Genomic DNA, 23,358 nt, shown 5'->3' on the forward strand with positions numbered 1-23,358 from the left:
CCGACGTCCGGGCCCGCGACGGTGACGTCGCGGGCCCGGACCCGTGCGCGCACCGACGGCGGCCCGCACGCCGCCGGGCGGCTCAGTCGTCGGCGTGCCGGGCCGCTCGGTTGTTGGGGTTTCGGGCGGCCCGGTCGTCGGCGTTTCGGGCGGCCCGGTCGTCGGCGTTTCGGGCGGTTCAGTCGTTGGCGTGCAGGGCGGCGTTCAGCTCGATGCCCCGACCCGTGCGCGGCTTCGCCTCCAACGCGCCGGTCACCGAGTTACGCCAGAACAGCAGCCCGTCGACGCCGGACAGCTCACGGGCCTTGACCACCCGGCCGTCCGGCAGGGTGATCTTGGAGGCGGCGGTGATGTAGCAGCCGGCCTCGACCACGCAGTCGTCGCCGAGCGAGATGCCGACCCCGGCGTTCGCGCCGACCAGGCTCCGCTCACCGATGCGGACCCGGTCGGTGCCGCCACCGGAGAGGGTCCCCATGATCGACGCGCCGCCGCCGATGTCGGAGCCGTCACCGACCACCACACCCTGCACGATCCGGCCCTCGACCATCGAGGTGCCCAGCGTGCCGGCGTTGAAGTTGACGAAGCCCTCCTGCATCACGGTGGTGCCGGCGGCCAGGTGCGCGCCGAGCCGGACCCGGTCCGCGTCCGCGATCCGCACCCCGGCGGGCACCACGTAGTCGGTCATCCGGGGGAACTTGTCCACCCCGTACACGGCCAGGTGGCGGCCGGCGGCCCGCTCGATCACCCGCAGCTCGTCGACCCGCTCCGGCGGGCACGGCCCGGCCGAGGTCCAGGCCACGTTGGCCAGTTTGCCGAAGATGCCGTCGAGGTTCAGCTCGTTGGGCCGCACCAGGCGGTGGGAGAGCAGGTGCAGCCGCAGGTACGCGTCGGCGGCGTCCTTGATCGGCTCGTCCAGCGCGCCGATCACGGTGACCACCTGCACCGTACGCAGACCCGGCAGGGCCCGCTCGCCGATCGCGCCGGGTGGCAGGTCGAGCACGTCGGCCTGGTCCTCGCCGGGGACCAGCGGCAGCTCACCCAGGCCCAGCTTGCCGGTCGGGTACCAGGTGTCGAGCACCTGCTCGGCGGCGGTCACGGTGGCCACGCCGATTCCCCAGGCGGATTGGGACGTCACTGTTCTACCCTCTCGTTCGCGGCTGCGGGGCCGGTGGGCTCACCCCTCGCGCCCACCGTTCAGGACGGTACCGTGCGAACCATGGAGAACCCGCTTACCCCCGAGGTCCTGGCCGATCCGGTGGCGCTGACCCGTGCCCTGGTCGACATCGAGTCCGTCTCCCTCGACGAGAAGGCGATCGCCGACTGCGTCGAGGAGGTGCTGCGCCGGGTGCCGCACCTGAGCACCTTCCGGCACGGCAACACGGTGATGGCGCGCACGGACCTCGGCCGGGACTCCCGGGTGGTGCTCGCCGGGCACCTGGACACGGTGCCCCTCAACGACAACTTCCCGTCGACCATGCGCGGCGACCTGATGTACGGCTGCGGCACCTCCGACATGAAGTCCGGGGTGGCCTTCGCGCTGCACCTGGCGGTGACCCTGCCCGACCCCCGCTACGACGTGACGTACCTGTTCTACGAGGCCGAGGAGATCGAGTCCCGGTACAACGGGCTCACCCTGGTCGGTGGGGCGCACCCGGAGTGGCTCCAGGCCGACTTCGCGGTGCTGCTGGAGCCGACGTACGGCATCGTCGAGGTCGGCTGTCAGGGCACCATGCGGGCGGTCGTCACCCTGCACGGCGAGCGGGCCCACGCGGCCCGGTCCTGGCGTGGGGTGAACGCCATCCACGGGGCGGGCGAGGTGCTGCGCCGGCTCTCGACGTACGAGGCGCGGCGGGTCACCATCGACGGCTGCGACTTCCGTGAGGGCCTGAACGCGGTGCGGATCGGTGGCGGGGTGGCCGGCAACGTCGTCCCCGACCGCTGCGAGATCGAGATCAACTACCGGTTCGCCCCGGACCGCGACCCGGCGGCAGCCGAGGCGCACCTGCGCGAAGTGCTCGCCGGCTACGAGTTGACGGTCACCGACGCGGCGGCCGGCGCACTCCCCGGCCTCAAGGCCCCGGTGGCCCAGGAGTTCCTGGCTGCGGTGGGTTCGGCCCCGAGGGGCAAGCTGGGCTGGACGGACGTCGCCCGGTTCGCGGCGATGGGCATCCCGGCACTGAACTTCGGCCCGGGCGACCCCAACCTGGCCCACCACAAGGACGAGCACGTCGAACTGACCAAGATCCGCGACGGCGCCGCCACCCTCCACCGCTGGCTGACCCCCGCCTAACCCACCCCACCCCACCCCAACCCCCCACCCCCACCCACCCCGCGCCCCGCCCACGCCCCGGCTCGGCCCGGTGATCAAGAGGTTTGCGTCACGGGGAGCGCTCTCCCGGCCCGCAAACTTCTTGATCACCAGCCGCAAACCTCTTGATCACCAATGCGGGGGAGGGGTGCGGGTGGGGTGTGGGCGGGCCCGGGGGTGGGGGATGCATGGTGAGGCCCCGGGGTCGGGGACCGCCGGGGCCGTGGTGGGGGCTGGGTGGGTGAGGCTCGGGGTGAGGCTGATTGGGTGGGGCTGGTGGGGTGAGGCTGGGTGGCTGGGGCTGGTGGGGTGTGAGGCTGATTGGGTGGGGCGCGGGGTGGGGCTGGTGGGTCGGGTGGTGGGTGTCAGACGGTGGTGAGGCGGGGATTGTCGGGTTCGGTGGGCTCGACGGGCTGGGCAGCGGGTTCCACCGGCACCTCCAGCTGTCGGGCGCGGCGGCGCTCGGCCACCACCTCGTTGATCCGTCGCTGCATCTGCCGACGGATACGCATCCGCTCGTTGTTGCTGATCACGCTTGCTCCTCCCCCGAAGGCGCGCGCCGGGCCATACCCGGTATGTGAATAGTAAGACGTACGGGCGACAGAATTAGTTGCCCATGATCGCGAACTTTTTCTCCGACCTGTCGGCCGGCACCGCCCTGACGTGCGCCTCCACTACGGTGGCTGTCATGAGTCAGACCAACGGGCGGCGGCCGGGCCGCGATCCGGAGCGGCACCGGGGAGCGGTCACGCTGCGCCGTGGCGCGATCCCCACCAGCACCGCTGACCAGCGGTTGTTGGACTCCCGGGGGCGCAGCGACTGGAAAACCAAGGACGCCTGGCGGGCGCTGCGGATCCTCGCCGAGTTCGTCGAGGGCTTCGACACGCTGGCCGACCTGCCGCCCGCGGTGAGTGTCTTCGGCTCCGCGCGTAGTAAACCCGACAGTCCGGAGTGCCGGCTGGCCGAGGAGTTGGGGGCCGGCCTCGCCCGGGCCGGTTACGCGGTGATCACCGGCGGTGGCCCCGGAGTGATGGAGGCGGCCAACCGGGGTGCCAGCGAAGCCGGGGGCCTCTCCGTCGGGCTGGGCATCGAACTTCCCTTCGAGCAGGGGCTCAACGACTGGGTCGACCTGGCCATCGACTTCCGCTACTTTTTCGCCCGCAAGACCATGTTCGTCAAGTACGCCCAGGCGTTCGTCGTGCTACCCGGCGGCTTCGGCACCATGGACGAGCTGTTCGAGGCGCTCACCCTGGTGCAGACCGGCAAGGTGACCCGCTTCCCGGTGGTGCTGATGGGCACCGACTACTGGCGGGGGCTGCTCGACTGGCTGCGGGACAGCATGGCCGCCGAGGGCAAGATCGGCCCGGTGGACCTGGAGCTGATCTGTCTCACCGACGACGTCGACGCGGCGGTACGGCACATCGTCGAGGCCGAGGCGGCCCTCGCCGTCGACCAGGAGGCGGTACGCGAGGAGGCGGTCGCCCGGACCGCCGCCGACCAACAGGCCGCCCGCCGGGCCGCCGCCGTCGCAGACGCCACCGACGCGAAGCCCGACACCCCCGCGTCGAGCAGTCCCGCGTCCGGCAGTCCCGCGTCGGGTAGCCACCCGTCAAGCAGTCCCGCGTCGGGCAGCCACCCGTCCGGCAGTCCGACGTCGAGCAGCCACCCGTCGGGCAGCCACGCGTCCGGCAGTCCGACGTCGAGCAGCGCCGATTCCGGTAGCCCGCCGCCAGGCAGCCCCGCGTCCGGTCAGGCCGGGCCGGGTGAGCCGGGATCCGGTGAGTCAGGGTCCGGTGGGTCGGGGTCCGGGGCGGGCCGGGGTGTCATCGACGGTCGGGAGGGCTGAGCCGGTGGCGGCGATCTGTGTCTTCTGTGCGTCCTCCCGTACCCTCGACCAGCGCTGGTTGGATCTGGCGGCCGAGACCGGCGCGGAGCTGGCCCGGCGCGGGCATACGCTGGTCAGTGGCGGCGGCTGCGTCGGCATGATGGGCGCCCTCGTCGACGGGGCGCGGGCGGCCGGTGGGCGCACCGTCGGGGTGATCCCGCAGGCGCTGGTGGACCTGGAGGTCGCCGACCTGGCCTCGGACGAACTGCTCGTCACCGACGGCATGGCCAGCCGCAAGACCGTCATGATCGAGAAGTCGGACGCGTTCCTCACCCTGCCCGGCGGACTGGGCACCCTGGACGAGCTGTTCGAGGTCTGGACCACCGCCACCCTGGCCATGCACACCAAGCCGATGGTGCTGGTCGACACCGACGGCTTCTACCGTCCGCTGCTCGACTGGCTGGGCACCATCACCGACCAGACCTTCCTCAAGCCGGCCGGCCTGGACCTGCTCACTGTCGCCCCCACCGTCTCGACCGCGCTGGACGCCCTGGAGTCCCGACTGCCCTGACCCCCACCCGTCGTCGGGGCCGGGCGGTGCGGGTCCGGACCGGGTGGCCGGCACCGACTTCCGACCGCCGGCCACCGGTCGGGCCCGGGCGGGGTGGTGCGGTGGGTGGTGTCGTACCCGCGTGGTGGGATGTGGGGGTGCAGGGGTACCGGCTGGTGCGCCGACCTGCCGGATCGGGCCCGGAAGGCGGCCGGTCCGCCGCGAGCGTCCGGGGGGACGGTCGGCACGGCGGGGCGACCGTGGGCCCGGATCGGGCCGGGTCAGGCGTCGAGGGGGAGCCGCGGCCCGGGGGGTCGGCGGGCGATGCCGCGTACCCACGGGGGGAGCTGCGGCCCCGGGCAACGGCGAGTGGGGCCACCCACCTGCCGGCGCGTCGGCCCGATCCGCTCCAGGCGGAGGTCGTGGCGCACACCGCCGGGCCGATGCTGGTCCTCGGCGGGCCGGGCACCGGCAAGACCGGCACCCTGGTCGAGGCGGTCGCCGCCCGGGTCACCGAGGGGGTCGACCCGGAGCGCCTGCTGGTGCTCACCTTCAGCCGTCGGCAGGCCACCGGGCTGCGGCACCGGATCGAGGCCCGGATCGCCGCCGACGGCCACCGGGTGCTGCGCGAGCCGCTGGTGCGCACCTTCCCGGCGTACGCCTTCGGCCTGCTGCGCCGGGCCGCCGCCGAACGCGGCGAGCCGTCCCCCCGGCTGCTCACCGGCCCCGAGCAGGATCTGATCATCCGGGAGCTGCTGGACGTCGTCGGCACCGAACCCGACGACGACCCGGTCGGTTGGCCGGACGACCTGCTCCCCGCCCTGCGTACCCGGGCGTTCGCCGGCCAGCTGCGTGACCTGCTGATGCGGGCCGCCGAACGCGGCGTCGGGCCGGTCGAGCTGGCCCGGCTGGGGGAGAAGCTGGGCCGCACCGACTGGCCGGCCGCCGCCCGGTTCCTCCGGGAGTACGTCGCCGTCCTCGCGCTGCGCGACGTCAGCAACCGGGGCTCCGTGGCGTACGACCCGGCCGAGCTGGTGCGGGCGGCCACCGGCATGCTCCTCGACGATCCGGAGCTGCTGGAGGCCGAGCGTCGCCGGCTGGCTCACGTCTACGTCGACGAACTGGCCGACACCGACCCGGCCCAGCAGGACCTGCTGGCCGTCCTGGCCGGTGGTGGCCGTTCCCTGGTGGCCTTCGCCGATCCGGACTCCTCCACGTACGCCTTCCGGGGTGCCGACCCGGCCGTGGTGACCGCCTTCCCGCACCGGTTCCGGACGGCCTCCGGGGCCCCGGCGGCGCAGGTCACCCTGACCACCTCCTACCGGGCGGGTGCGGTGCTGCTCGGGGCCACCGGTCGCCTGGCCCGGCGGTTGCGCGGGCCGGCCGGGCACCGGCGGCTGCGACCGCTGCCCGACGCGCCACCCGGCAGCGTGCAGGTGCGTACCTTCCGTTCGGCCACCAGCGAGGCCGCCTGGCTGGCCCACGCGCTGCGCTCCGCCCACCTGCTCGACGGGGTGCCCTGGTCGGCGATGGCGGTGCTGGTCCGCTCGACGCACCTGCACCTGCCGGCGCTGCGGCGGGCACTGCACGCCGCCGGGGTGCCCACCGTCGTGCACGGCGAGGACCTGCCGCTGCACCTGCAACCCGCGGTCGCCCCGCTGCTGCTCCTGCTGCGCTGCGCGCTCGAACCGGCCCGGCTGGACGAGGAGTCCGCGGTCGCCCTGCTGCACTCGCCGCTGGGCGGGGCCGACCCGCTGGCCGAGCGGCGGCTGCGGCAGGGGTTGCGGGCGCTCGCCCTGGCCCGGGGCGACCGGCGGCCCTCCGGCGAGCTGATCGTCGAGGCGCTGGCCGACCCGGCGGAGCTGGCCGGCATCGAACGCCGCTGGGTCGAGCCGGCCCGGACGGTGGCGGAGCTGCTCGCCACCGCGCGGACGGCGGCGGCGGTGCCCGGGGCCACCGCCGAGGACGTGCTCTGGGCGGTGTGGGACGCCACCGGGCTCGCCGAACGCTGGGCGGGGGCGATCAACCGGGGCCGGGAGGCCACCGGGGAGCACGAGACCGCCCAGCGTTGGCGGGCCGAGGCCGCCGACCGGGACCTCGACGCGGTGCTGGTGCTCTTCGACGCGGCGGCCCGGTTCGTCGACCGGCTGCCCGGCGCGCGTACCGAGGTCTTCCTCGACCACGTCCTCGGCCAGGACCTGCCGGCGGACACCCTGGCGGCCAGCGCCGACCGGGGTGAGGCGGTCCGCCTGCTCACCGCGCACGCCGCCAAGGGACTGGAGTGGGATCTGGTCGCGGTGGCCGGCGTGCAGGAGGGCGTCTGGCCCGACCTGCGGCTGCGCGGCAGCCTGCTCGGCTCCGAACGGCTGGTCGACGTGCTGGTCGGCCGGGCGGACGGCACCGGCACCCGGGCCGGCTTGGTCGGGCAGACCTCCGCCCTGCTCGACGAGGAACGCCGGCTGTTCCACGTGGCGGTGACCCGGGCCCGGCGTCGGCTGCTGGTCACCGCCGTCGCCTCGGCGGCCGTCGGTGGCGACGACCACGAGGAGCAGCCCAGCCGCTTCCTGCACGAACTCGGCGTCACCGGCCAGTACGGAGACGGCCCGGCGGGAGACGGCCCCACCGGAAACGGCCCGACCCCGATCTCCCCCGACGGCGGCCCCACCCCGCCCGGCCCCGCTACCCCGCCCGCCGCCGTCGGTGGCGGCCAGAGATCCTGGCGGGAAACGGCCCCCGGAGGGGCGCTCTCCCCTCAAGATCTGCTGGCTGCCCACAGCGGCGCGACCGGTGGGGGCGACGTGGGAGACGCGGCGGCCCAGCGGGAACCGGGTCAACCGGCCGACGGTGGGCCGGGTCGGTCATCCGACGGGGAGCCCGGGGAGGCGGGCGAGGACCTGCCCGGAAGCCCGGGTGAGAACCTGCCCGGCGGGCCGGATGAGGACCCGGCCGGGGAACCGGGGGAGGGACCGGCCCGGGAGCTGCCCGTCGGGCGGCCACCCCGGGCGCTCACCCTCTCCGCGCTGGTGGCTGAGCTGCGTACCGCAGTCGTCGATCCGGCGGCGTCGGTGGCCCGGCGGCGCGCGGCGGCGGCCGAACTGGCCCGGCTGGCCGCCGCCGGCATCCCCGGCGCGCACCCGGACGACTGGTGGGGGCTGCGCAGCCTCTCCGACGACCGGCCGCTGGCCGACGAGGGCGAACCGGTCCGGGTCACCCCGTCGGGGATGGAGAGCGCGCTGCGGTGCAGCCTGCGCTGGCTGCTCGAACGACACGGCGGCAGCGGGCCGGCCAGCGCCGCCCAGGGCGTCGGCAACCTGGTGCACGCCGCCGCGATGCTGGCCGAGGACGCCAGCGCCGACCGCACGGCCCTGCTGGAGTACGTGGCCGCCCGGTTCGACGCGATCGAGTTGGCGGCCCGGTGGATGGTCGGCCCGGAACGGGAACGCGCCGAGGCCATGGTGGACAAGCTGCTGCGCTGGCTGGCCGGCAACCCGCGCCGGCTGCTCGCCATCGAACACGAGTTCGCGGTCCGCCTCGACGACCCGACGCGTCCGATCGAGCTGACCGGCCGGGTCGACCGGCTGGAGGTCGACGCCGACGGCCGGCTCGTGGTGATCGACCTCAAGACCGGCAAGTCGACGATGGTCACCGAGCGGGAGGTGGCCGAGCATCCGCAGCTCGGGGCGTACCAGGCGGCGGTGGAGGCGGGCGGGTTCGCCGAGTTCGGCGACGAGGCCGGGGGCGCGGCGCTGGTGCAGCTCGGCACCGGGGCGAAGGACGCCCGCGAGCAGACCCAGGCCGCCGCCGGGCAGGGCCCCGAGGCCGGCTGGGCCACCGCCCTGGTCCGGCGCACCGCCGATACGATGGCCGCCTCGACCTTCGCCGCCGTCGCCAACGCGAAGTGCCGGGTCTGCCCGGTGCGGACCAGCTGCCCGGTCTCCGGTCAGGGCCGGCAGGTCGTCGAGCCGCCGGCCACCGGCGAGCACCGGGCGGGCGGGGAGTGAACGTGTCGGCCGCGCCACCGACGACCGGGCGGCCGGGGCCGTGGTGTGCGACGAGGGGAGAGCGGTGACCCAGCCGACCCTGTTCAGCGCCGCCGCCCCCGCGCCCCGCGCCGCCGACGCCGGGCCGCGCTACACGCCGGTGGAGCTGGCCCGGCTGCTCCGGCTGCCCGCCCCCACCGCCGAACAGGCCGCGATCATCGCGGCACCGGTCGCGCCGCTGCTGGTGGTGGCGGGTGCCGGTTCGGGCAAGACCGAGACGATGGCCGCCCGGGTGGTCTGGCTGGTCGCCAACTCCTACGTCCGCCCGGAGCAGATCCTCGGGCTGACCTTCACCCGCAAGGCGGCCGGTGAGTTGGCGCACCGGGTGCGGACCCGGCTCGACCAGTTGGTGCGGCGGCTCGGGCGGCGGGCCCGCAACCCGCTCGACGATCCGCTGGCCGGCGAGCCCACCGTCTCCACCTACCACTCGTACGCCGGGCGGATCGTCACCGAGCACGGGCTGCGGGCCGGCTACGAGCCGACCACCCGGCTGCTCACCGAGGCGTCCCGGTGGCAGCTCGTCGACCTGCTGGTGCGCAACTACGACGGCGACATGTCCGAGGTCGACCGGATGCCGAGCACCATCACCGACGCCGTGCTCGCGCTGGCCGGCGAGTTGGACGAGCACCTGGTCGACCCGGACACCCTGGCCGCCTGGACGGGCCGGTTCTTCGCCGAGGTGCAGTCCCACCCGGGCCGGGTCTACGCCGACGTCCGCAAGGCCCTCCAGCTGCAACGCACCCGGCTGAAGCTGCTGCCGCTGGTGCGGGCGTACGCCCGGCGCAAGGACGACTTCGAGGCGATGGACTTCGCCGACCAGCTCGCCCGTGCCGCCCGGGTGGCCCGGGACCACCCGGCGGTCGGCGCGGTCGAGCGGGACCGTTTCCGGGTGGTGCTGCTCGACGAGTACCAGGACACCAGCCACGCCCAGGTGGTGCTGCTCAACCACCTCTTCGGCGGCGGTCACCCGGTCACCGCCGTCGGCGACCCCTGCCAGTCGATCTACGGGTGGCGGGGGGCCAGCGCCGGCACGCTGGACCGGTTCCCCACCGACTTCGCCCGCGCCGACGGTGCCCCCGCCGAGGCGATGAGCCTCACCACCAGCTGGCGTAACCGGCCGGAGATCCTCGGCGTGGCCAACGCGCTGTCGGTGCCGCTGCGGGCCGCCGGCGCCCGGGTGCCGGAGCTGCACGCCGCGCTGAGCGTCCGCGACCCGATCCCGCACCGCAGCCCGCGCGGCCGGGCCGCCGGCACCGTGCACTGCGCGCTGCTGCCCACGTACGTCGACGAGGCGGACTGGATCGCCGACAGTGTGCTCGCCGCCTGGCGGGGGGCGGCCCGGATGCCCGGTGCGCTGCCCGAGCACATCCCGGTGCCGCAGCGCCCCGCCACCGCCGTGCTGGTCCGGCTGCGCAGCCAGATCCCGGCGATCGAGGCCGCCCTGCGGGCCCGGGGGCTGCCGGTCGAGGTGGTCGGCCTGGGCGGGCTGCTGGACACCCCTGAGGTACGGGACGTGGTCTGCACCCTGCGGGTGCTCGCCGACCCGACCGACGGTGCGGCGCTGCTGCGGCTGCTCACCGGGGCGCGCTGGCGGATCGGGCCGCGTGACCTGGTCGCCCTGCACCGGCGGGCGCGGGTCATCGCCCGGGCCCGCCGGGAGTTGACCGGCGACGACGGGCCGGAGATCGTCGTGGACACCCTCGACGAGGCGACCCTGGTGGAGGCGCTGGCCGACCTGGGGCCGGCGCAGACGTACTCGGCGGAGGGCTACGCGCGGCTGCGGTCGTACGGGATGGAGCTGGCCCTGCTGCGCTACCGGCTGGACCAGACGCTGCCGGAGCTGATCGCGGACGTGGAACGCACCATCGGGCTGGACGTCGAGGTGGCGGTCCGGGCCGGCCGGGACGGCACCGGCGACGCCGGACTGGCCCGGGGGCACCTGGACGCGCTCGGTGACGTGGCGGCCAGGTTCAGCGGCGAGACCCCGGCGGCGACGCTCGCCGGTTTCCTGGCCTACCTGGCCGCCGCCGAGGACGAGGAACGTGGGCTGTCCCCGGGCGAGGTGGAGGTGGTGGAGGGCGCGGTGCAGGTGCTCACCGCACACGCCGCCAAGGGCCTGGAGTGGGACGTCGTGGCGGTCGCCGGGCTGACCCGGGGCAGCTGGCCCGGGCAGGTCCGCAACTCCGACCACTGGCTGGGTGGGCTCGGGGTGCTGCCGTTCCCGTTGCGCGGCGACGCCGACGGGTTGCCCACGCTCGACCTGACCGAGGTGATAGACCAGCGCGGGGTGGCCCGGGCGGTGTCCGACTTCACCGACGCCTGGCGGGCCCACGACGAGCGTGAGGAACGCCGGCTGGCGTACGTGGCGGTGACCCGGCCTCGGCGGCTGCTGCTCTGCTCCGGCTACTGGTGGGGGGAGGGGACCAAACGGTTCCGGGGCCCGTCGGTGCTGCTCCGCGAGGTGTACGACGCCTGCCTGGCCGGTGGGGACGGCCTGCTGGTCGACGAGTGGACGCCCGAGCCGGCCGGTGACGCGGTCAACCCGACCAACGAGGTGGTGCTGCGGGCGGAGTGGCCGGCCGACCCGCTGGGCCCCCGCCGGCCGGCGTTGACCGAGGCGGCTGCCCTGGTCCGTCGGTTCCTCGCCGACCCCGACGCGGCCCGCCGCGATCCCGCGCCCGCCGTGGCGCCCGGCGACCCGCAGGCGGTGGCCCCGCAGGTGACGGCCCCCCAGGCGGTGTCTCCGCAGGTGACGGCCCCCCAGGTGGTGGTCCCGCCTCCCACGGGCACGCCGGCGGCGGGCAGGGGGGCGGCTGGTCCGGAGGCGGCGGGTCCGGAGCCCGATCCGGAGGTGGCGCGGTGGCGGCGGGAGGCGGATCTGCTCCTGGCCGAGCGGGCGGAGCTGCTGCGGCAGGCCGAGGCGGTGGAGGTGGTGCTACCCGGGCACCTGTCGGTCACCCAGTTGGTGGCGCTGCGCCGGGACCCGGCGCAGCTGGCCCGTACGCTGCGCCGGCCGATGCCGGCCCCGCCCAGCCCGTACGCCCGGCGGGGTACCGCCTTCCACGCGTGGCTGGAGGCCCGCTTCGGGGCCGACCGGCTGCTCGACGTGGACGAGTTGCCGGGTGCGGCCGACGCGGACGCCGCCCCCGACGCGGCGCTGGCCGAACTCCAGGAGCGCTTCCTGGCCAGCGAGTGGGCCGACCGGGTGCCGGTGGAGGTGGAGGTGCCGTTCGCCACGGTGCTGGCCGGCGTGGTGGTGCGGGGCCGGATGGACGCCGTGTTCACCCGCCCCGGCGGCCGGTACGACGTGGTCGACTGGAAGACCGGCCGGCAGCCGACCGGCGTTGAGGCCGAGGTGGTCGCGGTGCAGCTGGCCGTGTACCGGCTGGCCTGGGCGGAGCTGGCCGGGGTGCCGGTGGACCGGGTTGGGGCGGCCTTCCACTACGTCCGGGAGGGGGTGACGGTGCGGCCGGCGGACCTGCTGGACGCCGACGGGCTGACCACGATCATCGCCGGGTTGCCGGAAAATCCGGTGGGGGGTGGCGCTCCCGAAGATCCGTGGTAGGTTGTTCTTGTTGCAGTTTTGGTTTCCAGAGACTCTGTGTGCGCCTGGCGGATTGTGGCCCCAGGCGCTCTTTGTTGTGTCCGGAGCTCTCCGGGCGGGGCGACCAAAAACAACAGGCGATTCGCGCATCCCGCGCGGGGCGCTCCTCTTCGGGCCCGCAACAGGTGCGGGTTCGACGTTCCGTCAAGGAGACGAAACAGATGGCAATTGGCACCGTCAAGTGGTTCAACGCTGACAAGGGCTTCGGCTTCATCACCCCGGACGGCGGCGGCGCCGACGTCTTCGCCCACTTCTCGGCGATCCAGTCCTCCGGCTACCGGAGCCTGGACGAGAACCAGCGGGTCGAGTTCGAGGTGACCCAGGGCCAGAAGGGCCCGCAGGCGGAGAACATCCGCCCGCTCTGATCTTCGGATCGTCCGTAACACCCACCGGGTCCTCCGGACCCGGTGACGGACCGGTCCGCCGCGCCGCCCCCCGCTCCGGCGGGACGCGGCGTGCTGCGGCGGACCGGCCCGTACCCCATCGGTTCGTGCTTGTGAGTCTTCGACGGACTGCTCCGTCGGAGACCGCGCCGAGTCTCGGCGCCCTCCCTCGACACGTGCCGCGTCGAGGAAGGCATTCCGCATGACCATGACCATTCCCACCTTCGCCGCGACCGGCCTCGCGCCGGCGCTGCTCGCCGAGCTGACCAAGCAGGGCATCACCGAGCCGTTCCCGATCCAGACGGCCACCCTGCCGGACTCGCTGGCCGGCCGGGACGTGCTCGGCCGGGGCCGCACCGGCTCGGGCAAGACCCTCGCCTTCGGGCTCCCGCTGCTGCACCGCACCGCCGGTCACCGGGCCCGCCCGGGTCGCCCGCTCGCCCTGGTGCTGGTCCCCACCCGTGAGCTGGCCGCCCAGGTCACCACGGCACTCACCCCGTACGCCCGGGCGCTGGGGTTGCGCTGCGCCACCGTGGTCGGCGGGCTCTCCCTCCAGCGGCAGGCGGACGCCCTGCGCGCCGGTGCCGAGGTGCTGGTGGCCACCCCCGGCCGGCTGCACGACCTGATCAACCGGGGCGACGCCCGCCTCGACCAGGTCGCCATCACCGTGCTGGACGAGGCCGACCAGATGGCCGACATGGGCTTCCTGCCGCAGGTGACCAAGCTGCTGGAGCAGGTCGCCCCGAACGGGCAGCGGATGCTCTTCTCGGCCACCCTGGACGGCGGGGTGGACCGCCTCGTCCGCCGGTTCCTCAGCAACCCGGTGTCGCACTCGGTGGACCCGGGCACCGCCACGGTGACCGCGATGACCCACCACGTGCTGCACGTCGACGCGGTCGACAAGCCCACCGCGCTCACCCAGATCGCCGCCCGCGAGGGCCGCACCATCCTGTTCATGGCGACGAAGCACCGGGCCGACCGGATGGCCCGCCAGCTGCTAGCCAAGGGCGTCCGCGCTGCGGCGCTGCACGGCGGGAAGTCCCAGCCGCAGCGCACCCGGATCCTGGAGCAGTTCCGCACCGGCCAGGTGACCGCGCTGGTCGCCACCGACGTGGCGGCCCGGGGCATCCACGTCGACGGTCTGGACATGGTGGTCAACGTGGACCCGCCGACCGAGGCGAAGGACTACCTGCACCGGGGTGGTCGTACCGCCCGCGCCGGTGAGGCCGGTCAGGTGGTCACCCTGGTCCTGCCGGAGCAGCGTCGGGACGTCTCCCGGCTGATGAGCGTGGCCGGCATCAAGCCGCAGTCCACCCAGGTACGCCTCGGCGACGGAGCGCTGGCCCGGGTGACCGGGGCCCGTGAGCCGTCGGGTGTGCCGGTGACGATCGTCGCCCCGACGCCCACCCCGGCCGCCCGGCCGCGTGCCGCTGTCGGTGGCGGCACCGGTGGCGGTGGCGGTGGCGAGGGTGGTCGGTCGCACCGGGCGTCGGGCCGGTCCCGTCGACCGCGTCGCCCCCGTACCGCCTGACCGACCGGTCCCGCCCGACCCGGGCCGTCCGCCGGGCTTGGTCACGTTCGACTCAGCCGGGCCGTTGTTGCGGTGTCATCGTGTCGACGATGCCGCATATCGGCCCGGCTGAGTCGATCGTGCTTTCGGGCCGGGTGAGGGTCGGGTGCCGCCGACCGGTGGACGGTGCGGGGTCGGGCGGAGACCCTCGGTGATCATGGTGGCGGGTGGGTCGGTTTGCCGGCTCTATTGCGTCCGATCGGTGACTGTTCCACCGTGCCCGGCTGGTCGAAGCTTGCTCGCGGGGGAAGAACCGGCCGGCACGGTCGGGCACGGGAGGGGTGACCATGGGGGGCGACGTCGAGTCGGGAGCGGGACGCGAGCTGATGGTGGTGTTAGCCGTGGCCGGTGCCGGGCTCCTGCTCGCCATGGTCGCGGCGTTCGCGCCCTGGCACCCGAGGCCGGGGCGGACCGCCCCGGCCGGGCTGGTCGAGTTGCACAGCCCTGACGAAGGGCGCCCGCCGACGGTCGAGCTGACCGCCGGCTGAGTCGACCCTGCGGGGGCCGTGGGGCCCGCGGGGCCGGGTGCCCGTCCGACCGTCGGATCCTGGGGGGTCGACGGTCGGACGGACACCCCGGACCAGCGGTTCGCAGGCGGTCAGCGGGTCGGCTGCCGTGAGCGATCGAACGGCGCGGCTTGTCGGGTGTCTTCGCGGCCGAACGGTGCGGCTTGTCGGGTGTCTTCGCGGCCGAACGGTGCGGTCGGGTCGGGTGTCGTCAGCGGCCGAACGGCGCCGCGTCCGGACCCTGCCCGCAGGCGGGCCGGCCGGCATCACCGGTCGAACCGGTTCAGCGGCTGGGCGTCGGCAGTGGGGCCGGGGCATGCTCCTGGCGGACCAGCAGGTCGGTCAGGGTGGTCTGGTCGACCACCACGGCGATCGCGCCGTCCACGGCGAGCCAGACGTCGCGCAGGCCGGTCGCCACCCCGTGGTAGCCGGCGTCCTCGGCGGGCAGCCCGCGGACGGTGGTCAGTGATCCACCGACGGCACGCAGCACGTCCCCGACGCTGATCTGCGAGGCGGGTCGGGTCAGCGCGTAGCCGCCCTCGGTGCCCCGGTGACTGTGCAGCAGACCCGCGCGGCGCAGGTCGAGCAGGATGCCCTGAAGGAAGCTCAGCGGAATACCCTGCGCCTGCGCCAGGCACGCCGCCTTGACGAGTTCACCGCCACCGCCACGGCTCCCACCGCCGCCACCGGGGCTGCCACGGTCGCGGCCACCCCCGGACCGGTCGCCGCTGTCAGCCCGGTCGCCGCCCCCGGGCCGGCCGTCCCCGAACCGGTCGCCGCTGTCAGGCCGGCCGCTGCCGCCCTCGGGCCCGCCGCCGCCCTCGGGTCGGCCGGGTCCATCCGTGGAGTGGGTGGTCTCGCCGTCGCCGGACGCGGCGACGGCGAGCATGGCCCGGAGCGCATAGTCACTGCGCGCGGAGATGTACACGTCACTGACCAGCCTGGTCCAGTACGCCCCAGCGGCGGCGGATCGCCCGGTCGGCCGCCCCGAACGCGGCGTCGACCACCAGCCCGACGACCAGGATGACGATCATCGTGGCGAGCAGCCAGGGCGCGTCGGACAACTCCCGTGAGTAGGTGAGCTGGGCACCCAGGGACGTCTGTGAGATGCCGACCACCAGCAGCTCACCGGCCATCAGGCTGCGCCAGGAGAAGGCCCAGCCCTGTTTGAGCCCGGCGACGATGGCGGGCAGCGCGGCCGGCGCGATGACGTACCGGTAGAGGTTCAGCCCCCGGGCGCCGAGGTTGCGGCCGGCCCGGACCAGCAGCGGCGGCACGTAGTCGACGCCGCTGATCACCCCGTTGGCGATGGACGGCGCGGCGCCGAGCACCACCACGAAGAAGATCGCCTTCTCGCTCAGCTCGAACAGCAGGATGGCCAGCGGGAACCAGGCGATCGACGGCATCGTCTGCAACGCGGTGATCATCGAGCCGATCGCCGCCCGGAGCACCTTGGACCGGGCCACCGCCAGGCCGACCAGCAGGCCGACCGCGACCGAGAAGACATAGCCGAGCGCGGCCCGTTGCAGGGTGGTGGCGAGACCGTCCCAGAGTTGCCGCCCGCTGGCCTGCCGGGCCAGTTCCTCGGCGACGGTGACCGGGCCGGGCAGCGAGTACGGCGGCTTCCAGCCGCTCCACACCACCACCTGCCACAACCCGATGGCGATGGCGAGCGCGGCGAGCTTGGGCCAGGTGGACGCCCAGAGCCGGGCCCCCCGGGAGACCTCCTTGTCGCGACCGGCGATCTCCAGCGCGTCCAGCCCGGAGATCTCCGCGTCGGTGCGGGCCGAGCCGGTCAGGGTGTCACTTGCCATGGCGGCCCACCTCGGTACGGAGTCGGTCGGTGACCTCGGAGGCGATCGCGGCCACCTCGGGGGAGTCGATACGCCGGGGGCGGGACACGTTCACCTCCGTGGACCAGATGATCCGGCCGGGCCTGCTGCTGAGCAGGATGATCCGGTCGGCGAGCCGGGCCGCCTCCCGGACGTTGTGCGTCACGAACAGCACGGTGAGCTGCCGCTCGGCCCAGATCCGTTCCAGCTCGTCGTGCAGGATGTCCCGGGTCATCGCGTCGAGCGCGCCGAATGGCTCGTCCATCAGCAGGACCGGGGTGTCCAGGGCGAGGGTGCGGGCCAGGGCGACCCGCTGCCGCATGCCGCCGGACAGCTCGTGCGGCCGTTTGCGGCCGAAGTCGGACAGGTGGACGGTGCTCAGCAGCTCGGCCACCCGCTCCCGACGCTCGGCCCGGGGCAGCCCGCGCAGCTTCAACGGCACCTCGACGTTGGCCTCGACGGTCAGCCACGGGAAGAGCGCCGGCTCCTGGAACATCAGGCCGGGGTGGGCGTCGTCGGCCACCGTGATGGTGCCGCCCTGCGCGCGGTCCAGCCCGGCGACGAGGTTGAGCAGGGTGCTCTTGCCGCAGCCGGACGCGCCGACGAGGCAGACGAACTCGCCGGGACGGACGTCGAGGCTGACCCCGTCCAGGGCGAGGACGGCGTTCGTCCCGCGCCCGTACACCTTGGTCACGCCGGAGAGCGCGACCGCGGCGGTCGCGCTCTGCGGCGGTGTCGTGGTCGACGTCACGGCTGGGTGACCTCGGCCTGGCCCTGCGTCTTGAGCACCTCGTTGAGGTACTTCAGGTCGTAGAGTCCGTTCAGGTCGACCGGCTGGGTCAGCTCGACGGCGACGGCGTGGTCCAGCCCGGTCTTGAGCGAGGACGCGATCGGGTCGTTGGTGAACAGCAGGGTGGGCCACGCCTGCTTGATCAGCTTGAGGTCCAGCGGCTTGCCGGTGATCTTGCCGATGTGGTCGGAGATGGCCTGCTGGGCCTCGTCCGGCTTGGTGTTGACGAAGTCGTTCGCCGCGACCTGCCCCTCGACCAGCTTCTTCACCGCGTCGGGGTGGGCCTTGAGGAACTTGGTGGAGACGATCAGGTTGGTGATGACGAACTTCTTGTCCGGCCAGAGGTCCCGCTCGTCGACGAGGACCTTGCCGCCCGCGTTGACCAGCCGGGAGACGAACGGCTCGGGCACCCACGCGCCGTCGATCGAGCCGCTGGAGAAGGTCTCCACCGTCTGGGCGTTCTCCTGCGGGACGATCTTGACGTCGCCGCCGCCCTCCTTGGTGGTCTTGAGGCCCTTCTCCTTGAGCCAGTAGCGGATGGCGACGTCCTGGGTGTTGCCGAGCTGCGGGGTGGCGATCTTCTTGCCGCGCAGCTGGTCGACCGAGGTGATCCCGGGCTTGACCACCAGGGCGACCCCGCCGGAGGCGGCGCCGGAGATGACCCGGACGGCCTCGCCCTTGGACTTGGAGAACGCGTTCACCGTCGGGTTCGGGCCGATGTACGTGGCGTCGAGCGCGCCGGAGAAGATCGCCTCGATGGCGGCCGGGCCGGCGTTGAACGTCTTGGTCTCCAGCTTGACGTCGCCCAGCTTCTCCGCGAAGAGGCCCTTCTCGACGCCGACCACGGCCGGGGCGTGCGTGATGTTGGGGAAGTAGCCCAGCCGCAGCGTGACGGGGCCGGAGTCGCCGCCGGCGCTGTCGTCGTCGCCGCACGCGGCGGTGGTGCCCATCGCGGCCACGCCGACGGCGGCGAGGGTGGCGAGGGAGATCAGCCGACGGAAGGGGAGCCGTCTCATCATCTGTCCAATCCGCAGTATTCCTATTTAGTTGGTAGGAAGAGTGGGCCAGGGGTCCATCGACGTCAAGCACCGTCCACATCATGGGATGTCGGGTCTCAGATATTCCTGGTTTTCCTACCTTCTTGATAGGTTTAGCTGCCCCCGGCGAGGCAGACCGGGCGGGACACGGCGAGAGGGCGGCCGACATGACCTTCCACTGGTTCCTCCCCACCTCCGGCGACGGCGACCAGGTCGGTGCGGCCACCGTCACCGCCGGTGCGGCCCGGCACGCGCGGGCCGCCACCATCGGATATCTGACCGAGGTGGCCCGGGCCGCCGAGGCGGGCGGGTTCAGCGCACTGCTCACCCCCGTCGGCTCCGGCTGCCCCGACCCGTGGATCGTCTGCGCGGCGGTCACCCAGCACACCGAACGGATCGGGCTGCTGGTCGCCGTCCGCGCCGGCTTCGCCCTGCCGACCCTGGTCGCCCAGCAGGCCGAGGCGTTCCAGGCGGTCTCCGGGGGTCGGCTCGCGCTGAACGTCGTCACCGGCGGCGACCCCACCGAGCAGCGGGCGTACGGCGACTTCCTCGACCACGACGCGCGCTACGCCCGTACCGGGGAGTTCATCGAGGTGCTCCGCCGCTCCTGGCGCGGCGGCCCGTTCGACTTCGCCGGTGAGCACTACCGGATCGACGGCGGTGGGCTCGCCAGCCCGCTGGCCGACCCGCCCCCGGTCTACCTCGGCGGCGCGTCCCCGGCCGCCGAGGCGGTCGCCGCCCGGCAGGCCGACACGTACCTGATGTGGGGCGAGCCACCGGCGGCGATCGCCACCCGGGTGGCCCGGGTCCGCGCCCGCGCCGCCGAGCAGGGCCGCACCCTGCGTACGGGGCTGCGGCTGCACGTCATCGCCCGGCACACCACCGCCGAGGCGTGGGCCGAGGCCGACCGGCTGCGGGCCGGGATGAGCCCGGAGCGGATCGCCGCCGCCCAGGCCCGGTTCGGCCGGATGGACTCCGTCGGCCAGGCCCGGATGACCGCGCTGCACGGCGGCGGCAGCGGACGCCTCGCCGTCGCGACGAACCTGTGGGCCGGCATCGGCCTGGTCCGCGAGGGTGCGGGCACCGCCCTGGTCGGCAGCTACGCCGAGGTCGCCGCCCGGCTCGACGAGTACGCCCACAGCGGCGTCGACGAGTTCATCCTCTCCGGCTGGCCGCACCGGGAGGAGGCGGAACGGGTCGGCGCGGAGGTGCTGCCCCGGGTCACCGCCCTGCCCGTCGCGGTGTCGTACTGAGACGCGGGTCGCGGACGGCCGTGCCGCCGCTGGCGACACGCTAGGGTCGATCACGTGCCGACCCGGAGAGCGAGAATTCCAGCGACGAAATACCCGGTCGAGCGGTTCACCCTCGACAACGGCCTACGGGTGGTGCTCACCCCGGACCGCAGCGCCCCGGTGATCGGCGTGGCGGTCGTCTACGACGTCGGCATCCGCTCCGAGCCGCAGGGGCGTACCGGCTTCGCCCACCTCTTCGAGCACCTGATGTTCCAGGGCTCGGAGAACCTGGAGAAGCTTGCCCACTTCCGGCACGTGCAGGGTGCCGGCGGCACCTTCAACGGCTCCACCCACCTGGACTACACCGACTACTACGAGACGCTTCCCGGCAACGCCCTGGAACGGGCGCTGTTCCTGGAGGCCGACCGGATGCGCGGCCCCCGGCTGACCGAGGAGAACCTGCGCAACCAGGTCGACGTGGTCAAGGAGGAGATCCGGGTCAACGTGCTCAACCGGCCGTACGGCGGGTTCCCCTGGCTGACCCTGCCGCCGGTCATGTTCGACACCTTCCCCAACGCGCACGACGGTTACGGCTCCTTCGACGACCTGGAGTCCGCCACCGTCGCCGACGCCGCCGACTTCTTCCGCCGCTACTACGCCAGCGGCAACGCCGTCCTGGCGGTCAGCGGGGACATCGACGTCGCGGAGGCGACCACGCTCGTCGAACGGCACTTCGGTGACGTGCCGGCCCGACCCGCCCCGGAGCGTCCGGACTTCACCGAGCCGGACCTGACCGTCGAGCGGCGTACCTCGTACACCGATCAGCTGGCCCCGTTGCCGGCGGTGGCCTCGGCGTGGCGGGTGCCCGACCCGGTCGTCGACTTCGCCGGCTACCTGCCCTACGTGGTGCTCGCCGAGGTGCTCACCGACGGGGACGCGTCCCGGTTGGTGGAGCGGATGGTGCAGCGCGACCGCAGCGTCACCGGCCTCGGCGGCTACCTCGGCTTCATGGGTGACCCGTTCGACGTCCGCGACCCCACCGCACTGCTGCTCCAGGCGCACCTGCCGCCCGGCGGCGACGTGGACAAGGCGTTGCGCACGATCGACGAGGAACTGGACCGGCTGGCCACCGACGGGCTGACCGACGGCGAGCTGGCCCGTACCCAGGCGCGGATGGCCACCCACCTGCTGCGGGACACCGACGCGGTGCTCGGCCGGGCGCTGCGGATGGCGGTGCTGGAACAGCAGCGCGGCGAGCCGGGCCTGCTCAACGACCTGCCCCGGCTGGTCGGCGAGGTCACCGAGGACCAGGTCCGCGCCGCCGCCGCCACCCTGCGCCCGGAGCGCCGCGCCTCCATCGAGGTCATCCCAGGAGGTGCCAAATGACCAGCGTCTCCCGGGCGCTACCGGCGCTCGGTCCGACCCGGCGGCTCAAGCTGCCCAAGCAGGCCGAGCGCAGGCTTCCCAACGGGCTCACCGTGCTCGCGGTACGCCGGCCCGCCGTCCCCCTGGTCGAGTTGCGGCTGTGGATGCCGTTCGGCCGGACCCACCTGGCCCGGGGGGCGATGCTCGCCGAGACCGTGCTGGCCGGCACCGGCACCCTCACCGCCACCCAGATCGCCGCCGAGTTGCAGAAGGTCGGCGGTGGGCTGTCCGCCGGGGCCGACCCGGACCGGCTGATGCTCTCCGGTGCGGGTCTGGTCACCGGGTTGGACCGGATGCTGGAGATCCTGGCGGACGTGCTGACCGACGCCAGCTACCCGGCCGACTGGGTGCAGACCGAGCGGGACCGACTGGTGGACCGGATCCAGGTGGCGCAGAGCCAGCCGGCCCACCTGGCCCGCACCGCGCTGCTGCGGCGGATCTACGGCCGGCACCCGTACGCGGTGCAGACCCCGGAACCGGACCAGGTCCGCGCGGTCCGTCCGGCGGCGCTGCGCCGGCTGCACGCCGAGCGGGTGCACCCGGCCGAGGCGGTGCTGGTGCTGGTCGGCGACGTGCAGCCGGAACGCGCGTTGGACGCGGCGGAGAAGGCCCTGGCCGGCTGGACCGGGGACAGCCGGGGTGCCGCCCTGCCGCCGGCACCCCCGCTGGAACCCGGTCCGCTGCTGCTGGTGGACCGGCCCGGTTCGGTGCAGTCGTCGCTGCGGATCGCGCTGCCGGCGGTGCCCCGCACCCACCCGGACCACGCCGCGCTGCAACTGGCCAATCTGATCTTCGGCGGTTACTTCTCGTCCCGCTGGACGGAGAACATCCGGGAGGACAAGGGGTACACCTACGGCCCGCACTCGTCGGTCGAGCACTCGGTGGCCGGGTCGGTGCTGGTCGCCGGGGCCGAGGTGGCCACCGAGGTGACCGGCCCGGCCCTGCTGGAGACGACGTACGAGCTGGGCCGGCTGGCCTCGGTGCCGCCCGGGGTGGACGAGTTGGAGCAGGCCCGCCAGTACGCCCTGGGCACCCTCCAGCTCGGCATCTCCACCCAGGCCGGGCTGGCCGCGTTGACCAGCGCGTACGCGGGCAGCGGGCTGCGCCTGGACTTCCTCGCCGAGCACGCCGCCCGGCTGGCGAAGGCCACCGTCGAGGACGTCGCCGAGGCGGGTGCCCGGTATCTTGCCCCGGCGCGGGCGGTCGTGGTGGTGCTCGGTGACGCCGAGCGGGTCGCCGGACCACTGTCCGCCCTCACCCCGGTGCGGACGGAGTCGGCGTGAGCGGGGAGGCCGCGCCCCCGCTGGCCCGGTCCACGTTGGACCGGGCGGCGCACCGGCGTACCGACCCGCAGTGGTTGGCGCAGGCGTGGCAGCGGGCCCGGGTGCTGGTGTTGGACTCGACCCGGGACGGGCGGGCGCTGGTGCACACCGAGGCGAACCCGCCGGTGCTGGTGCTGCGGGAAGCCGCCGAGGTCGGCCCGCCGGGGGAGGCGTACCCGCTCTTCCTGGGGGTGGAGCCCGACGGGGTGCCGGTCTTCGCGGTGGACGCCCCGCTCCCCGACCTGCCAGGCACCCGGGCGGCCAACCTGCGGGAGATCGGCCACCTGCTCGACGACCGGGACGCGGGGATCTTCACCACGGCGCTCGCCCTGGTCAACTGGCACCTGGGGCACGGCTGGTCACCCCGGTCGGGGCACCGGACCGAGGTCGCCGAGGGCGGCTGGACCCGGGTGGGCACGGATGGCCAGCGGATGTGGCCGCGGACCGACCCGGCGATGATCGTCCTGGTGCACGACGGGGTGGGGGGACCTGACGGTCGCTGTCTGCTCGGCAACAACGCCACCTGGCCGCGTACCCCGGGGCAGCGGCGGTTCTCCTGTCTCGCCGGCTACGTGGAGCCGGGGGAGTCGGCGGAGGCGGCCGTGCTGCGCGAGGTCCGCGAGGAGGTCGGCGTCGGGGTCGAGCGGATCACGTACGCGGGCAGCCAGGCCTGGCCGTTTCCGGGCTCGCTGATGCTGGGCTACCTGGCCGAGGCGGACCCCCGGGAGCCGGTGCGGGTCGACCCGACGGAGATCGCGTACGCCCGGTGGTTCACCCGGCGGGACATCGGCGCGGTGCTGGCCGGTCGGGCGGTGGACGCCGGGGACGGCGACCGGGTGCTCCTGCCGCCGCCGTCGTCGATCGCCCTCTTCCTGATCCACCGCTGGCTCGACGGGCACTGCTGACCGGTCGGGTGCCGTGCCGACGCCGTGCG

Annotated in this window: 16 protein-coding genes and 2 pseudogenes; 12 read left to right on the plus strand and 6 right to left on the minus strand. The window is 74.2% G+C overall.

What is annotated here, in order from left to right; genetic code table 11:
• Positions 1-178 precede the first annotated feature (178 nt).
• Positions 179-1,135, minus strand: a complete 957-nt coding sequence (gene dapD, locus AB0B63_RS04980; RefSeq protein WP_208568049.1) for a 2,3,4,5-tetrahydropyridine-2,6-dicarboxylate N-succinyltransferase — start codon at positions 1,133-1,135, stop codon at positions 179-181.
• An 81-nt stretch (positions 1,136-1,216) separates the two neighbouring features.
• Here dapD and dapE point away from each other — a divergent pair, with 81 nt between their 5' ends.
• A complete protein-coding gene (gene dapE / locus AB0B63_RS04985) occupies positions 1,217-2,290 on the plus strand; it encodes a succinyl-diaminopimelate desuccinylase (protein ID WP_208568050.1) in 1,074 nt (357 codons plus the stop codon).
• Positions 2,291-2,673: 383 nt separating this feature from the next.
• On the opposite strand, the gene AB0B63_RS04990 is transcribed toward dapE, so the two are convergent.
• The gene (locus AB0B63_RS04990) at positions 2,674-2,841 is read right to left on the minus strand and encodes a hypothetical protein (protein ID WP_208568156.1); all 168 of its coding nucleotides are present in this window, start codon (positions 2,839-2,841) and stop codon (positions 2,674-2,676) included.
• Positions 2,842-2,996: 155 nt separating this feature from the next.
• Between AB0B63_RS04990 and AB0B63_RS04995 the strand changes: the two are divergent.
• The 7 genes and pseudogenes from AB0B63_RS04995 to AB0B63_RS05025 form a co-directional block, all read left to right on the plus strand.
• Positions 2,997-3,818: pseudogene (locus tag AB0B63_RS04995) on the plus strand (TIGR00730 family Rossman fold protein); the annotation flags it as partial.
• Between the two features lie 340 nt (positions 3,819-4,158).
• On the plus strand, positions 4,159-4,704 hold the full coding sequence (locus AB0B63_RS05000; RefSeq protein WP_208568051.1) for a TIGR00730 family Rossman fold protein: 546 nt from the start codon (positions 4,159-4,161) through the stop codon (positions 4,702-4,704).
• Between the two features lie 422 nt (positions 4,705-5,126).
• Positions 5,127-8,684 (plus strand): PD-(D/E)XK nuclease family protein, encoded by a 3,558-nt coding sequence (locus tag AB0B63_RS05005; RefSeq protein WP_357015139.1) that lies wholly within the window; start codon positions 5,127-5,129, stop codon positions 8,682-8,684.
• Positions 8,685-8,748: 64 nt separating this feature from the next.
• Positions 8,749-12,288, plus strand: a complete 3,540-nt coding sequence (locus tag AB0B63_RS05010; protein WP_357014678.1) for a UvrD-helicase domain-containing protein — start codon at positions 8,749-8,751, stop codon at positions 12,286-12,288.
• 200 nt (positions 12,289-12,488) lie between these two features.
• A complete protein-coding gene (locus tag AB0B63_RS05015) occupies positions 12,489-12,692 on the plus strand; it encodes a cold-shock protein (protein WP_007464836.1) in 204 nt (67 codons plus the stop codon).
• A 220-nt stretch (positions 12,693-12,912) separates the two neighbouring features.
• A complete protein-coding gene (locus AB0B63_RS05020; RefSeq protein WP_357014681.1) occupies positions 12,913-14,241 on the plus strand; it encodes a DEAD/DEAH box helicase in 1,329 nt (442 codons plus the stop codon).
• A 326-nt stretch (positions 14,242-14,567) separates the two neighbouring features.
• Complete coding sequence (locus tag AB0B63_RS05025) at positions 14,568-14,768, plus strand: hypothetical protein (protein WP_208568054.1); 201 nt, start codon at positions 14,568-14,570, stop codon at positions 14,766-14,768.
• A gap of 301 nt (positions 14,769-15,069) precedes the next feature.
• Here the strand turns inward: AB0B63_RS05025 and AB0B63_RS05030 are convergent.
• The 4 genes and pseudogenes from AB0B63_RS05030 to AB0B63_RS05045 form a co-directional block, all read right to left on the minus strand.
• Positions 15,070-15,447, minus strand: a pseudogene (locus AB0B63_RS05030) (Rrf2 family transcriptional regulator); the annotation flags it as partial.
• 268 nt (positions 15,448-15,715) lie between these two features.
• Positions 15,716-16,600: an ABC transporter permease gene (locus tag AB0B63_RS05035; protein ID WP_357014684.1), complete on the minus strand. Its 885-nt coding sequence runs from the start codon at positions 16,598-16,600 to the stop codon at positions 15,716-15,718.
• Positions 16,590-17,369: an ABC transporter ATP-binding protein gene (locus AB0B63_RS05040; protein ID WP_208568056.1), complete on the minus strand. Its 780-nt coding sequence runs from the start codon at positions 17,367-17,369 to the stop codon at positions 16,590-16,592. Before AB0B63_RS05040 ends, AB0B63_RS05035 begins: the two co-directional genes overlap by 11 nt.
• The gene (locus AB0B63_RS05045) at positions 17,366-18,424 is read right to left on the minus strand and encodes an ABC transporter substrate-binding protein (protein WP_357014686.1); all 1,059 of its coding nucleotides are present in this window, start codon (positions 18,422-18,424) and stop codon (positions 17,366-17,368) included. The genes AB0B63_RS05040 and AB0B63_RS05045 overlap by 4 nt, the downstream gene beginning before the upstream one ends.
• 188 nt (positions 18,425-18,612) lie before the next feature.
• On the opposite strand from AB0B63_RS05045, the gene AB0B63_RS05050 reads away from it, so the two are divergent.
• Genes AB0B63_RS05050 through nudC form a run of 4 tightly spaced genes read left to right on the plus strand, consistent with a single transcriptional unit; the run spans position 18,613 to position 23,329 of the window.
• Complete coding sequence (locus AB0B63_RS05050) at positions 18,613-19,698, plus strand: LLM class flavin-dependent oxidoreductase (RefSeq protein ID WP_357014688.1); 1,086 nt, start codon at positions 18,613-18,615, stop codon at positions 19,696-19,698.
• 54 nt (positions 19,699-19,752) lie between these two features.
• Entirely contained in the window at positions 19,753-21,063 is a 1,311-nt protein-coding gene (locus AB0B63_RS05055) for a pitrilysin family protein (protein ID WP_219464594.1), read from the plus strand.
• Positions 21,060-22,385 (plus strand): pitrilysin family protein, encoded by a 1,326-nt coding sequence (locus AB0B63_RS05060; protein WP_357014691.1) that lies wholly within the window; start codon positions 21,060-21,062, stop codon positions 22,383-22,385. The genes AB0B63_RS05055 and AB0B63_RS05060 overlap by 4 nt, the downstream gene beginning before the upstream one ends.
• Complete coding sequence (gene nudC / locus AB0B63_RS05065) at positions 22,382-23,329, plus strand: NAD(+) diphosphatase (protein ID WP_357014693.1); 948 nt, start codon at positions 22,382-22,384, stop codon at positions 23,327-23,329. The genes AB0B63_RS05060 and nudC overlap by 4 nt, the downstream gene beginning before the upstream one ends.
• Positions 23,330-23,358 lie beyond the last annotated feature (29 nt).

Source organism: Micromonospora sp. NPDC049081, assembly GCF_040648835.1.
In the GTDB taxonomy this organism is placed as follows: Bacteria; Actinomycetota; Actinomycetes; order Mycobacteriales; family Micromonosporaceae; genus Micromonospora; species Micromonospora antibiotica.

Coding starts and splice junctions, on each gene's coding strand:
- dapE (WP_208568050.1), top strand. CDS start 1,217: ATGGAGAACCCGCTTACCCCCGAGGTCCTGGCCGATCCGGTGGCGCTG.
- AB0B63_RS05005 (WP_357015139.1), top strand. CDS start 5,127: ATGCTGGTCCTCGGCGGGCCGGGCACCGGCAAGACCGGCACCCTGGTC.
- AB0B63_RS05015 (WP_007464836.1), top strand. CDS start 12,489: ATGGCAATTGGCACCGTCAAGTGGTTCAACGCTGACAAGGGCTTCGGC.
- AB0B63_RS05020 (WP_357014681.1), top strand. CDS start 12,913: ATGACCATGACCATTCCCACCTTCGCCGCGACCGGCCTCGCGCCGGCG.
- AB0B63_RS05025 (WP_208568054.1), top strand. CDS start 14,568: ATGGGGGGCGACGTCGAGTCGGGAGCGGGACGCGAGCTGATGGTGGTG.
- AB0B63_RS05035 (WP_357014684.1), bottom strand. CDS start 16,600: ATGGCAAGTGACACCCTGACCGGCTCGGCCCGCACCGACGCGGAGATC.
- AB0B63_RS05045 (WP_357014686.1), bottom strand. CDS start 18,424: ATGAGACGGCTCCCCTTCCGTCGGCTGATCTCCCTCGCCACCCTCGCC.
- AB0B63_RS05050 (WP_357014688.1), top strand. CDS start 18,613: ATGACCTTCCACTGGTTCCTCCCCACCTCCGGCGACGGCGACCAGGTC.
- AB0B63_RS05060 (WP_357014691.1), top strand. CDS start 21,060: ATGACCAGCGTCTCCCGGGCGCTACCGGCGCTCGGTCCGACCCGGCGG.